This is a genomic window from Terasakiella pusilla DSM 6293, from assembly GCF_000688235.1.
Taxonomy (GTDB): domain Bacteria; phylum Pseudomonadota; class Alphaproteobacteria; order Rhodospirillales; family Terasakiellaceae; genus Terasakiella; species Terasakiella pusilla.
This window is the reverse complement of record NZ_JHYO01000022.1, coordinates 1-14078: the sequence shown is the minus strand read 5'-3', so window position 1 is coordinate 14078 and position 14078 is coordinate 1. Positions and strand designations below refer to the sequence as shown.

Here is a 14078-nt window from a genome sequence, read left to right as displayed (position 1 = left end):
GACTTTATGTTGAATATAACACGCGGGTAAAGTCCCACAATTAAATTTTTGTTTCAACAGTAATCCGCCTGACAAATAATATTTTTTATTTGCAAAACAGGTGATTGGCTGAGAATATCAAAAATATTCCTAATGTATGGCAAAAAAATTCAATGCTTAGAATCACCCCACGTTCATCGCCGTTACTTCAACAACACTTTAAATTTGTGATACTGACTTGTTATCTGTCATTTAACATAACATTACCCGCACAAGCTGAGGGGGTGAACGACCTTATCGACAATACGCAGTTTCAACTGGAAAGTTATCTTGACTTCTTCACTGACTCGCCCGCAAAAGGCCAAGGTGTCGCAACTGACACACGACCGCTTTCATGGTTCAATAGACTTAACATAGAAACACAGGCCGACCTTAAAGATGGGGTCATTCTGAATCTATCGGCTGATGCACTTTTGAGCGTCCCTAATATTAATCGCTCTGCATTCTCTCGTATTGATAATGAAAGCGAATTTAGTCGTTTCTTCGATATAAATACTGCCAATATTATTTTTGAATATGATTCTTATGATCTCTTAATCGGAAAAGCACAGACACAGCTTAAATATGCTGAAACCTATTCTGTGCTTGATCGTTTCAATGTCAGCAATGCTGCCAACCCGCTTCATTTAGTTAAGATGGGTGCATGGCAAGCGAAAGGTACCTTTTACCTAGATGAACTGGTCGATTATGAAGATCAAATCTCGCTTGCTGTCCTGCCTTTTGATGACAAAGGCGGCAGTGTGCCAAAAGACTCACGTTGGCGTGGAAGCAGTGGCGACAGTGATTTTGCGGGAACCGTCGGTGAATTAACACCACAATATCGCAGCTCAAAACCCAAAGACTGGGGCATTGCTTTACAATATGATGGTGTGCGTGATGGATATGATTTCACCCTCGGCTTGCACCGGGGCCCCAGCCCCTACCCCGTCGTTCGATCTGAATTTAGCATCGTAAACTTTGCTCTCGCACGAGAAGACTTTAAATTATATCCCACAGCCCATAGCGCTTATGGTGGCATCGCCCTCACAAAAGATAACACCAAATATTTTGGCGAATTCTTGCTTCAAGATGTGCTTAATGGAAAGGACGATGACGTCATACGAACCATAGCGGGTGTTACCTATAAAGAGACAAATTATGCAGCTCGCATTGGCTTGGATGAAATCTCACCAACGATTGAGTATGGTCGTGAACGCGTCATCAATGAGCCCAAAAATTCACTTTATACAAAACCATCTGAGGAAACCCGCCCGTTTAGAAACACCATCTCTTTAACGCTGAAACTCGTCTATGATTCCGACTATACTTTTAAAGTCGGCTCTGTTTATAATTTAATTGATGGCGATAATTCACAGAATGTGAACTTCGAATATAAATACGATGACAACAGTTATTATTACTTACGTGGAATTTTTTTTGATGGCAAAAATGGTTCACCGTTCGGACGTTGGGCTGAAAATGACGCCATAACGGTTGGGTTTGTTCGTAAGTTTTAATGACCGTCAACCTTGCTGTTTTCGCGCCAATACGTCCTCATATAATCGGTTAATGTAGGTTGGCATTTTTTTATTCTTTGCGACACTTGAATACATATTTTTGTCCAGAACACTGTCTAAAACATCCGCAGCATCACCCGAGGAAAAATCACGCCCCAAGAAAGCAAATAATGTTTTCATTTCTGCTTCCACCAAGTCGGGTTTGAAAAAATTATTATATTCAACGATATAGACAGGCTCCTTCGGTGGGTTTGCCCAAAACCTTGTAACCGCGTCACGCCACGCTAAATAAGTTAAGACGATCGGCAAGCCTGTTTGACGGCTTACTGAATGCGCAACCTCCCAAGGGTGCCTCACACAATATAGCACACCCTCAACCTCCCCATACTCTTCCCATCCCTTTAGAACAAAGGAAAATCGGGGGTCTTTTACGATCATACCTGACAGATCGTGACTCAGGTCACGAATATGTGTTGCGTTGTCTTTTGTTCTTTTTTCGATCGTACCGGCGCGTGTCGCAACTGGCGCAAAAACCAAATTCGCAAGTTTCCGCAATTTGATCCTTCGATCTTTCGGCCACATATGGTCGACCCAAAGTTCAGAAGATGCCCACCGACCAAAAAGAAGTTCATGGTTTAATAAATTAACTTTCCTATTTTCGAAGTAGCCTTTGATATTCCATTCATCCGCACTCAAAAGCTCGCTGGCTGAACCAAAATCACCGCCAAGTTTTTCTAACACATTACAAACGAATGACGTGCCGCTACGCATGCAGCCGGTAACAATCTTCATGTCTGATCTTTCATTAAAACGGATTACTAAGCTTTCGGAAATTTACGAAAGTAGCCCATGATGGTACCTGAAATGGAGGCCGGCAGGATCATGCCAAACCAACTCCCAAACGCTAAAGGAGCCGGAAAAGAGATGCGTGCATGGTTTTTTGCCAAGCGTTTACGCATGATGGTGACACTTTTCTCAACACTTAACAAAAACGGCAGGGAGAAGGGTAGCTGGTCACTCATTGGTGTTTTAACAAAACCTGGACAGATCACATTAACGGCCACCCCATGAGGTTTTAAAACCGGGCGTAAGGCTTCACCATAAATACGGGCGGCAGCCTTTGATGCACAATAAGCAGGACTGTCAGGTAAACCGAAATAAGAGGCTAGCGAACTCACAATCGCAATTTGCCCCTGTTTTCGTTCAACCATTACCGGTTTGATCGGTTCAACTGTATTGAGAACACCGTCGCAATTTACAGCAAATAACTTCCGTACAACCTCTTCCGGCTCACCAAATTCACCAGCTAAACTCTCAGCACCACCAAGACCCGCATTCGCGATGACCAAATCTAGTGGTGTCTTTTGATCACATGCCAGTATCCAATCTCGCATTTTTGCACGATCAGTAACGTCACACGGAAACACCGAGACTGTGGCGCCTTTTTCACGACAGACCATGGCAATTTCGGTCAACAAATCTTCACGACGCGCACATAAATAAAGGTGAACACCTCGGTCACTATATTGCTTCGCGAGTTCAGCACCGATTCCACTCGTTGCACCCGTGATCAGGATTGATTTTGGAATTAACATATGACACCCAAATATTTTTATCTAATTTAAAATATATATACTATAGTCGTGCACACAGCACTGAGTAGGCATGTTTTTTTAATCAATTAATATCGACTGGGGTAAGAATGACGTCTTTTACTAAGACAGATATTCAATTTGCGTATCGTTTAATTAAAGAATTTGAAACACCAAACCCATGGGTTTACTGGCTAGACCTAGTTGGGACAATCCTCCTTTTTTGGTCAAGCCTTTTTCTATCTTTTACATATGACGACTTCCTCCTGAAATGTGTATTTGAACTTATTTCTATTTTTTCATTGTATCGTGGCATGCTTTTTGTCCACGAAATTACACATTTAAAGAAAAATACGGTCCCTGGCTTATCAATTTTTTGGAACTGTGCATTAGGTATCCCCTTATTGATGCCATCCTATATTTTCGAATCACATCACGACCATCATGCCCGTGAACGATATGCCACGGATCAAGACCCTGAATATGATTTCTATACGACGTCGCCTATCAGCGTCTTACTTTTGTATCTCTCCAGTGGCCTCTACATGCCTTTCGTGCTCATTGTCCGGCAATCAATTCTTGTGCCCTTATCCTATTTCATCCGTCCGGTGCGAACTTTTTTAGATGAGCAAGGATCTGGTGCAACTATTCACAATCGGTATCGACGAAGAAAGCCGACAAATAAAACCAAATTGCTCACCTGGCGCTGTGTCGAAGCATTATCCGCCCTCAGCTGTCTTTCTTGGATTGGATTGACTATTGCGGGCTGGATACCCTGGCCTTTTTTCGCACACCTTCTAGTCGCTGCCATTTTTGCCTTTACCCTTAACAATTTTCGCGCCGTAACTTCGCACCGTTTTGCCCTGACCAAAGGCCCCTATGATTTTGACAAGCAAGTCAGTGACAGTTTAAATTTTGATCAAGGCAAACTGTGGGTTCACCTTTGGGCACCAGTGGGAATGCGCTATCATGCCTTACATCATTTATTCCCCAATTTGCCCTATCATAATTTGACAAAAGCACACCAAAAACTGTTACGTGAGCTCCCCTCTCATTCGCCCTATCGAAACGTCAATCAAGCTCATTACTGGGGAGCTTTTAAACAACTTTTGTATGCCACTCTAAAAAACAAACAATAATTGGCAGATGTACAAAAAGAGTATTTTTCGAACAAAACCGGCCCTAATCAGTATTTCCAATACAATCCGTTAAGGAAGAAATCGTTGAATATATTTGTTCTTCCGTATGCTCAGATGTAATGAAAAATCTGATGCGGGCTTCATTTTTGGCGACAGCAGGATAGAAAATCGGTTGAACATTGATGCCTTTTTCAAATAACGCATTTGAAATGGCAATACTCTTTTCGGGGCTCCCGACAATCACAGGCACAACAGCATACCCTTCACATGGGCCTGTATTTAAACCCGCCTCTCTGCATAGGTTCCAAAATAACTGACTATTGTGTTGAAGACGTCTCACGCGCTCCGGCTCTTTGAGCATAAGCGTGATGGCTGTAAGCGTCGCTGCTGCATTTGCCGGAGAAAGCCCAACACTGTAAACAAATCCCGGTGTGGAATAACGCAAATATCTGATGATCTCATGGCGTCCTGCGATGGCGCCCCCACAACTGGCCAATGTCTTACTAAACGTGCCCATCCACAGGTCGATTTCTTTCGGATTGACGTTAAAATGTTCAGTAATCCCCCGCCCCGACGCGCCAAGGACACCCAAAGAATGAGCTTCATCAACGAAAAGCAGCGCGTTGAAACGGCTTTTCAGCTCAATGACCTTTGGTAAATCAACAATATCGCCATCCATACTATACAAGCCTTCCACGATAACGAGGCATTGACGGTACTTCTGACGGTGTTCTGACAGTAAATCTTCCAACGCCACAAGGTTATTATGTGGAAAAGGTATGGAACGTGAACCGGCCAGACAGGCTCCCTCAAGGGCGCTCCGATGAATATAGCTATCATATATGATCAGGTCTTGCGGACCGCATATATGCCCAATGACACTGGCATTTGTCGTAAAGCCACCGACGAGGGCAAGTGCATCTTCTTGCCCAATTAAATTGGCAACCTGACTTTCCAAACGTTGATGAAGGGTACGTTCCCCGGATGCAATCCGGCTTGCACTCACCGAGGTGCCATACTTATCCAATGCGTTTTTAGCGGCATCTGTAACTCTTTGATCTCCACAAAGACCTAAATAATTATAGTTGGCATAATTAATAATCTCCCGGCCTTCAGAATAGATCACGGGAGTTGGTATACCTTCAAGCGTCCGAAAATATGGATTAGCCTGCCCCATCCCCTCAAGCCACGCAAACTGATCAGATAACTGTTGCGCACCTTCTTCTAGAGACGGCTTCTCCATTTGTTGGGTGATCGATGGGACATCTGGCTTGGAAACAGTTTTCTTTTTATTTAGCAATTCAGCCAAAAGCCTGCGTTTCGCTTCGGATGGGTCTGCCGTTGCACCGGATTCTTGTGACATTTTTCACCTTTTTAAATTTTAATGCGCATCTGTATGGCTTAAGAGTTCGGCTAACATGCGTTCAACCTCATCATCAGACAGGCCATCTACATCAATCTCATGTATCGGCTCATCCCTATCGGATAAATCAATAGTGTCTTCGCTTAAAGCACCATGTTCATTCAACGTAGAAAGTATCGAAAGTGCCAGTTCTTTGAGCGTTTTTTGGATATCAAGCTGAAGGGGGATATTCAAATTCCCCATTTCCGCTTCCAATGAAAGTTGGAATTCAATACTCATAAGGGAGTCAACACCGAGCTCAGAAATGGGTTTGTCCAATGCCACCAGATTTTGGTCAATATGCAGCACATGCGCCAAGGTTTCCGCCAAATGTTGACAGAGCAAACTCTCATGATCTGTCGGGTTCGCGCTAAGCAAGCGCTTGATCAGAGTATGACCTTGTTTCGACTCTTCAGCGACCTTAAAGAGTCCAAAGACAGGATCAAACTCATGAGAGGTGGCATGCGCCTTTTGCCACTTGTCCCAATCCACATTGAAACAGCCCGTGTGACAGTGCCCAAAAGATAAAATGTTGTAAAAATTATCAAAGGCCTCAGCCAAACTAAGAGGTGCAATACCTTTATGAGCCAACATACGAGACACCTGAGCATCACGAGCGACCATTCCAACCTCGCCGATAGGTCCCCAAGCGATGGAACTCCCCGCAAGTCCCTGACGGCGTCGATAGTCTGCCAAAGCATCTAAATAGACATTTGCAGCACCATAACTTGCTTGCCCCGCATTGCCGACCATTGCGCTGATAGAAGAGAAAAAGACAAAATGTTCGAGAGGGAGATCTAAAGCTAAGCTGATCATATGGAGGTTATAGCCCCCCATCGCTTTTGCATGGAGACTTTCTTCAATCATGTCAGCTGTCAAGACAGTCATCGGACCGTCTCTTAAAACAGCAGCGGCATGAAAGATCCCCGCCACAGGCGGCAAAGTGGCTACAATCTTTTCAAATGTAGCCTTGGTTTCTTGCATGTTACCAACATCGCAGGCACACAAAGTCAGAGAACCGTCCGCTTTCTGTAATAGCCCTTCAAGTTCTTTTACATCCCCCTCGGCACGTGCAGAACGAGACAACAAAACAATATGTTGCGCGCCCTGCTTCTGAAGCCATTTAGCACATTCCAGACCAAACCCGTTGGTGCCACCCGTTATAACGTACGTTGCGTTCGGTTTTATCAATCCGCTGTCGGGCGCAGGAAAAGTCACATGCGGGACTGGTTGTGTAAAATCAAGAAGACATTTACCAATATGATTCCCTTCTGCCATTTTTTTAAAGGCTAAAATCACATCATTTGCGGGGGTAACGATCGTGGGTAAAGGTTTGTATTCCTCGCTCTTAAAATAAACCTTCATATCATCAATCGTGTGATAAAAAATATCAGGGCGCACAGCTAACATATGGTCAATATCAATAGCTGTAAAACTAAGATTCCGCTCAAACTCTCCCAGGGGCAGCCCTTTATTTGTCCCAATATCGGCTTTACCAAGCTCGATTAACCTTCCAAAAGGTTTCAGGATACGAAGGTTCGCATGAAGTAAAGCCTCAGGTAGGAAGTTTAAAATAACATCAACGCCCTTGCCCTGCGTTACCTCTAAAACATTTTGTTCAAAATCAAGATTTCGGGAATTGAAAATATGTTCAATGCCGAGCTTACGCAAATAATCCCGTTTTTCTTGTGTACCTGCCGTCGCGATAATCGTTGCACCGATTTGTCGTGCAACATTTATGGCCGCATGCCCGACCCCTCCTGCCGCAGAATGCAACAAGACAGTTTCGTCTTTTTTCAGCTGAGCAACCTTGTTCAAGCCATAAAAAGCGCTTGTAAATGCAATTGGGATTGTTGCGAGTTCTTCTAAACTCAGAGGGAGGTCCCCCCAACGATAAATCAACGCATCTTTTGGATTGAATGTAACATGTGATTGCAACGACCCGAAACGACACCCAAAAACAATACGTTCGCCAACCCTAAAGTCCGTATTTGCACCTGCCTGAACGACAGTGCCACTTGACTCCATCCCTAAGCTTTTTTGAAAAAATGTGCCCTTCAACGTCTGATCCGTCAAACGCGAGAGTACTTTCAAAATATCTTTAAAATTAATCGCGCTATAAGCAACTTCAACTTCAATCTCATCAGGGTCGGGGGCGCGTCGAACTTCCCCTTTATAATGCAACCCGGCAAAACCGCCACGCTCACGCGTTGCGAGTTTACTTAGGAAATTTTCATTGTTCGGCACAGGTAAATTCGGAACATCATCATTATTGTTCTGTTGCTTCAAAATATGTTTAAAAACTTGACCACCGCGCACCGCATATTCACCATGATCAGGAAGGTCAGCCAACAGCTGCGCTAAAGTCTCCCAATTCTGAAAACCATGCGCTAAATCAACAGAGACAATCTTTATTTTCGGCTTTTCTTGCCGTGTCGTGCGCGCAACACCCCAAAGCGCCGCTTGTCCGGGTGATGGCAGATCTGTTGGCTCAAGGCGCCAGGCTCCTGTCGTAATTAAAATGATTTTGTCTTCAGATGCTTCTCGTTCAACGGCATTAATAAAAGAGATAAAGTCTGTGACTTCACTGACACTGGGTTCTAAATCAGATTGACTAATAAACAAATGAAGAGGGGCTGCGCCCGTAGTCTGCTCCGCTGGCCAGTATTTTTTGATTTCTTCCGATACAGGACGATCACTGTTCACGTCTTTCAGTGGGGATACAGCAACAGTTTCAGCCGTTCCCATATGTTCGACCCAATCGAAGTGGTGAAGAAAATGATCTTCTTTCTGGTGGCTGAGCTGACGGGGAATATGTTTCATTTCAATACGTTCAAGAAGCAACACAATGCTTCCCTCTTCTGTACTAAAACGAAGCGTTGCCGTGTTATCTTCCTGAATTTCGCCCATTACTATGACTGCACTGTCATCCGCTGGAAAGGCTTGATATACCGTTACTTGCCCTATTTTAACGGGAACTGGCGGTGAATTCGTATCAGAACTGCATAACGCCAGCAACTGCAGGCCACCATCAATCAAAGCAGGATGCGTCATTAATCGTAGATCATGCCATATCCCGTCTTTTAATTTCAATCGGCCTTCAACATGATCCTCTGAAATCTCTGCAACGTGGATCGGCTGAAAATCCATCCCATAATTCAACCCCATCAGATGCAGTTTATCATATGCTCCCGCTTTATCATAATGATCTACTTTCCCTGTGTTGTAGCCCCTGCTGTGCTTTGTCGCAGTGGTTCGCGTCTGGCGCACAATACATGCCCGGGCATACAGTTGCCAAAGGTCGTCATTTTTGATTTCTCTAGCATAAATCAAAAGATCATCTTCATGACAGACGGTTCGGATTTCCAGACTTCCTTTTTCAGGAAGATGTAGGAGGTTTTCAAATTTAACGTCACACAGTCCAAAGCCCGATCCTGCGTGCAAATCCTGCACGGCGGCCAGAAAGATCTCCATATAACCCGCGCCGGGAAATATCTCTTTGCCATCCACAATATGGTCTTTAAAACATTGTAGTGCGTCACTCTTTAAGACGTTTTCCCATGTGACAGGAAGGTCCGTTGTTCTTCTTCCCAACAGTGGGTGAACGCGCTTGCCCGTGCGAAATGCAAGCGAACTCCGGCTTTCACGCCATAGACGTTCCTGTTGCCAAGGATAGCTAGGGATTGAGATTTTCGTACCGGGAAGTATCTTTGAAAAATCAGAAATTTGCTTACTTTTCCACAAATCCGAAACAAGGTTCAAGAGCCTCTCGGTCTCTGGCGTATTCCGAGATAACGAAGAAAAAATTGTTACAGGTTTCACATCCTTCAGCTTTGAAAAAACTTGCTTAACCGCACTGCTCAATACCGGGTGGGGCCCAATTTCTATAAAATTATCAAACCCCGCCTCTGCCATATCTTTCAAGGCATCGTCAAACAGAACCGATTGGCGCACATTCGCCCACCAATAATCCACATCATGTTCCGCTGAAACGATCTCGCGCCCATAAGCTGTTGAGAACAGCCGCACCTTTGGACAAGACGGTTTCACATGCCCGAGACTTGCATACAGCTCTTCTTTGAGGTCATCCATTTGATGACTGTGATAAGCGACTTCCCCATGGATAAGTTTATTAAAAATACCTTGGCTGTCTAATTCTTCCATGATGACACGCAGGGTCGTTTCATCCCCAGCAAGGGCGATAGAAGACGCGCTATTAATCGCACCAATAGAAACATGATCGCCGTAAATTTCAACAATTGAACATGCGGTCTCCAGATCCAATCCTGTCGCGAGCATACGGCCCTGCCCGGCTTTTTTCTGCTGCAGGCGGCTGCGATGAAAAGCGATCTCGGCTGCTTGTGTCAAGGTAAGCGCCCCAGCAGCAAGCGCAGCGCCGACTTCGCCGACACTATGGCCGATAATAGCTGTCGGACGAATGCCCCAATGCTGTAACAGAACTGTCAAGCCGTGTTGGAGAATCAGATTTGCGGGTTGCGCAATTTCATTTTGCGCCATCCGAGAGAGTGATTTCTCTTTCAACATCTCCTCTAAAATAGACCAGCCCGAAAAGGATTTAAAAGCCGTATCGGCTTCTATGACAGCTTCGCGGAAGATAGGATTCGTCTTGTATAGATCGTGCCCCATCCCCCACCACTGTGGCCCCATACCCGTATAAACAAAAACTATATTTTTTTCTGATGATGCGTTTATTCTTTCCAGATTAAGGTTGCCTTGATCAAGTTGTTCAAGGGCCTGTTCAAGGCCTGCCAAGGCAGAAACACGATCCGTCGCATAAGTCGACAAGCGGAAATCATGTGCTTCACGTCCACAAGCCAGTGTATGTGCGAGATCAGCGATATGAACCTGAGGGTTTTCTGTTAGAAAGTTAACAATTGAGGAAATTTCTGTTTTCACCGCTGCCGGCGATTTTGCACTAAAAAGCAGAAGCGTCTCTTGGGCAAAAGGCCCGGCGACTTCTGGCTCATACTGTGTTGTATGAGCGCTCAAAACAGCATGGGCATTCGTCCCCCCATAGCCAAAAGAATTTACACAAGCTAACTTGGCAGCTTCTTGCTGGCAGAGAGCTTCTGTTTTGTGTGCAATATTTAGATGAGAGGTCTGTAGATCCAGTGCCGGATTGAGTTCGTTAAAGCTTGCTTGCTGTGGAACACAATCGCGATGAAGCGCCAACGCCGTTTTAATAATACCTGCAACACCCGCACCGGCTTCTTGATGACCAATATTCCCCTTTACCGATGAAATGTAACGAGACTGGCCGTCCTCGCGCGGTCCTAAAGCTTCAGAAAGAGCCGAGACTTCTGTTGGGTCGCCAACAGCAGTGCCAGTGCCGTGCGCTTCAATCAAGACAATGTCATTGGGGTTAATATGGTTGCTTGCCAACACAGATTTTATAAGATGGCGCTGCGCCGAACCGTTGGGTGAGGCAATGCCTGCAGATCGGCCATCTTGATTTACACCTGTTGCAACAATTTGAGAATAGATCCGGTCACCATCTGCAATCGCTTGGGAGAGAGGCTTCAAAATGATGACACCAGCCCCTTCACCTCGGGCGTACCCATTGGCGTTGCAATCAAACGCCTTGGAGCGAGAGTCTGGTGACAAGTAGCCACCTTTAGACATGCTAATGGAAAGAGCTGGAAAAAGTATCGCATTCGCCCCGCCAACCAAGGCAGCTTCCGTGTTCCCATTCCATATATCTTGACAGGCATAATTCAGGGCGACAAGTGAAGAGGAACAGGCCGTATCGATGGTTAAAGAAGGCCCTTTAAAATCAAAAAAGTAAGACAGTCGATTTGACAGCATCACCAAGGTGCTACTACTGGCCGAGGATTGATCTATCTTCAAATAGTTTTCCGACGAACTCGTCATGATAAGATTATCGGACGTGAAGCCACCGACATAAACACCGATCAGACGTTTAGCCCAGTCAGAGGGTCGAATATTCGCATCCTCAAAAGCTTCCCAAGCAACCTGCATCAACAAACGCTGTTGAGGGTCAAGGCACTCTGCCTCACGAGAGGAAAAGCCAAAAAATTGAGCATCAAAACCTTTAACGTCTATATCACTCAATAAGGCCGCCTGCTTAGGTCTTGCCGTCCCCTCAATGTTAGGGTCACTATCATTAAATCTCTCTAAATCCCAGCGATCTTGCGGGATGTCACAAAAGCCATCTTTCCCATCTAGCAAAAATTCCCAAAACTTCGCAGGCGTATTGGCACCGCCTGGGTACCGACAACCAATGCCAACAATGGCGATGGGTTCTCGACTTTTTGAGGTATCGTTTGTGGAAAGTTTAGCGCTGTCTTTTATCATAATGGATATTATTTCTTTTAATTTCTAGCTGTTTAAGGATAGGGACAAAATAATTAAATAATAGTGGTGAAATAATTAGTTAGCGCATTAAACCGCATAGGGTACATTATTAAAAGTTTTATTTTTGATAATTAATGTCATTTTTGAGAGACATTAACTGTACGCCGATCATGTTTGGTTTAACGCACGTCTCTGCTTCCCCTAAATCACTGCTGAGCGCTTGATCTCATCAGTAGTGACTTAGGAAAATAAAGATGAGATCAAAACCGAGCATTTCCCAAAAAGAAGCGCACAAGACTTTCCGCATTCGCAAACGCAAGCCCTGCAAGCAATATTCGGGCGCTTGCTACAGAGACAATCCACAGGTTAATGTAAGCTGGACCACTTACATTTAAGCACATCTAATTTTTTAGATTTCATAAGTACTTGCTGCGGATCTTAGTCTAACAGAAAGTACTCTCCACTTTATAGGGACGGGACCATTCTGTTATTGGGTTTAAATTATGTATAGACTATTTGTTTTTTTGATTGTTAGGTTATTTAACCTTGCCTTCTTGGCTGATAGCAAGGCCCAAACTACGGTTAATGCAGCCCCTGATTTCAGTACAATTACGCTGTCTGAGTACAGTCTGAAAGTTCCCCACCCCGGGATTTCTGCTATCCTTCCTCTTTATGCAGAAGAAATCCCATGCGAACAAAAAATCAGCATTTCAAACTTTCTTAAAGCGTTTGTCCTGACATATTCAGCACAATATATCCGCGCTCATGAGAAATATTTCTCTGATAACAACTCAAGTCCCCTTTTTATGTCTGACTTAAAAGTTGCAAAAGATTGGTGTGTTCAAATCTTGTGGCAACCACCTGAAGAAATCCGAAAAATATCCGAAAGTGAAGCAAGTTATAGATTAAGTTTCATGCTCGCTCATCGGGCGGAAAAAATGGAAAGCAGACACGATACATACGACTATTATTTTGAGAACTCGCCAAAGCCCGAAAACCTTGCTGATTATGAATATGTTTTAAATTATGTTTTTGATCGCGCTCAACTCAACTATCGTCCCGCGATGCTTGAATTAGCTAAAGCCTATTTAGAAGGTAAAAAACTGCCTCAATCTTATTCGAAATCATATTTTTGGTATTTGAATGCTGAATGGGAAGGGGCAAATGTCACCAATCATATTGAAAATTTAAAATCCAAATTAAAACCAAGCCAAATCTCCGCAATGGAAAAGCTATTCAGCAAGGGACTGTATCCAAATCTGATCGAGGAAAATGAAAAAAGAAACCCTATGCTAGGTATTAACGAACGCAGGACTCCTCCGTATTTAGACGAACCGTAGATAAAAGTAACGGGAACACACAGAAAACAACGGAGAGACACACGAAATTTTATTTCTCTTTTAGTTTTGGTTCCCTGCTTTTTAGGCAGCAAGTCTCTTCCCGTTTTATCTTCTCATCCCTTTATGAATTATTCCGAATCAAACGGACGATTAGATCTAGGCGCAGGGCGGGGACAGAGGCTAGTTTTCGTTCGCCAGAGATATTAAAAACCAGCCGTATAGCTGGTTTTATTGCTTTCACGGTCTTAGGGGCCAGATTTACCGTACTCGCTCGCTGCGCTTGCTGCGTCGTTGCCTTTGGCCGAACTGTTGCAATCTGCGCTTTTCAGCGCATCTTGCGCAGATCAAACTGGATCCCCCAGCAATAAAAATCAAAACGGCCCTGCCATAAAGGACAGGACCGTTTTGATTTTGGTTGCGGGGGCCAGATTTGAACTGACGACCTTCAGGTTATGAGCCTGACGAGCTACCGGGCTGCTCCACCCCGCGTTGGTGTCTTTTAGAAAGACTAAAGCCGCCTTTTGAGGGGCGGCTATTTTTGTAACGATTGTGTAGGTTAAGACTTACTCATTTTAGAAGGCCTGGCAGCGACTTACTCTCCCGCGTCTTAAGACGAAGTACCATCAGCGCAACATGTTTTCACGGCCGAGTTCGGGATGGGATCGGGTGTTTGCCACGTGCCATAACCACCAGGCCATCTAAAATGAGTAAGATTATCTTCGTGTATTATACTT

The 14078-nt window shown here is 44.5% G+C and carries 7 protein-coding genes, 1 tRNA gene and 1 rRNA gene; 3 read left to right on the top strand and 6 right to left on the bottom strand.

Annotation, left to right across the window (positions count from 1 at the left end; translation table 11 throughout):
- Positions 1 to 104: 104 nt before the first annotated feature.
- Positions 105 to 1535, top strand: coding sequence for a hypothetical protein (locus tag Q397_RS0114385; RefSeq protein ID WP_156950738.1), 1431 nt, complete (start codon positions 105 to 107; stop codon positions 1533 to 1535).
- Positions 1536 to 1541: 6 nt separating this feature from the next.
- Here the strand turns inward: Q397_RS0114385 and Q397_RS0114380 are convergent, their stop codons facing one another.
- Together Q397_RS0114380 and Q397_RS0114375 are read right to left on the bottom strand one after the other, a co-directional pair.
- Entirely contained in the window at positions 1542 to 2327 is a 786-nt protein-coding gene (locus Q397_RS0114380; RefSeq protein ID WP_028880007.1) for a sulfotransferase family protein, read from the bottom strand.
- 26 nt (positions 2328 to 2353) lie between these two features.
- On the bottom strand, positions 2354 to 3130 hold the full coding sequence (locus Q397_RS0114375; protein WP_028880006.1) for an SDR family NAD(P)-dependent oxidoreductase: 777 nt from the start codon (positions 3128 to 3130) through the stop codon (positions 2354 to 2356).
- Positions 3131 to 3237: 107 nt separating this feature from the next.
- On the opposite strand from Q397_RS0114375, the gene Q397_RS0114370 reads away from it, so the two are divergent.
- Entirely contained in the window at positions 3238 to 4266 is a 1029-nt protein-coding gene (locus Q397_RS0114370) for a fatty acid desaturase family protein (protein ID WP_028880005.1), read from the top strand.
- 43 nt (positions 4267 to 4309) lie between these two features.
- On the opposite strand, the gene Q397_RS0114365 is transcribed toward Q397_RS0114370, so the two are convergent.
- Positions 4310 to 5629, bottom strand: a complete 1320-nt coding sequence (locus tag Q397_RS0114365; protein WP_028880004.1) for an aminotransferase class I/II-fold pyridoxal phosphate-dependent enzyme — start codon at positions 5627 to 5629, stop codon at positions 4310 to 4312.
- Positions 5630 to 5647: 18 nt separating this feature from the next.
- On the bottom strand, positions 5648 to 12004 hold the full coding sequence (locus Q397_RS24315) for a type I polyketide synthase (protein ID WP_028880003.1): 6357 nt from the start codon (positions 12002 to 12004) through the stop codon (positions 5648 to 5650).
- 503 nt (positions 12005 to 12507) lie between these two features.
- Between Q397_RS24315 and Q397_RS0114355 the strand changes: the two genes are divergently transcribed.
- Entirely contained in the window at positions 12508 to 13344 is an 837-nt protein-coding gene (locus Q397_RS0114355; RefSeq protein WP_028880002.1) for a hypothetical protein, read from the top strand.
- A gap of 412 nt (positions 13345 to 13756) precedes the next feature.
- Here Q397_RS0114355 and Q397_RS0114350 read toward each other — a convergent pair.
- Together Q397_RS0114350 and rrf are read right to left on the bottom strand one after the other, a co-directional pair.
- Positions 13757 to 13833 (bottom strand) — tRNA-Met (locus Q397_RS0114350).
- A gap of 90 nt (positions 13834 to 13923) precedes the next feature.
- Positions 13924 to 14038: ribosomal RNA gene (rrf, locus tag Q397_RS0114345) — 5S ribosomal RNA — on the bottom strand.
- Positions 14039 to 14078 lie beyond the last annotated feature (40 nt).

Bases quoted from the DNA above. Each gene is read 5' to 3' on its own strand.
- Q397_RS0114355 (WP_028880002.1), top strand. From the start codon at position 12,508: ATGTATAGACTATTTGTTTTTTTGATTGTTAGGTTATTTAACCTTGCC.
- Q397_RS0114375 (WP_028880006.1), bottom strand. From the start codon at position 3,130: ATGTTAATTCCAAAATCAATCCTGATCACGGGTGCAACGAGTGGAATC.
- Q397_RS0114365 (WP_028880004.1), bottom strand. From the start codon at position 5,629: ATGTCACAAGAATCCGGTGCAACGGCAGACCCATCCGAAGCGAAACGC.
- Q397_RS0114370 (WP_028880005.1), top strand. From the start codon at position 3,238: ATGACGTCTTTTACTAAGACAGATATTCAATTTGCGTATCGTTTAATT.
- Q397_RS24315 (WP_028880003.1), bottom strand. From the start codon at position 12,004: ATGATAAAAGACAGCGCTAAACTTTCCACAAACGATACCTCAAAAAGT.
- Q397_RS0114380 (WP_028880007.1), bottom strand. From the start codon at position 2,327: ATGAAGATTGTTACCGGCTGCATGCGTAGCGGCACGTCATTCGTTTGT.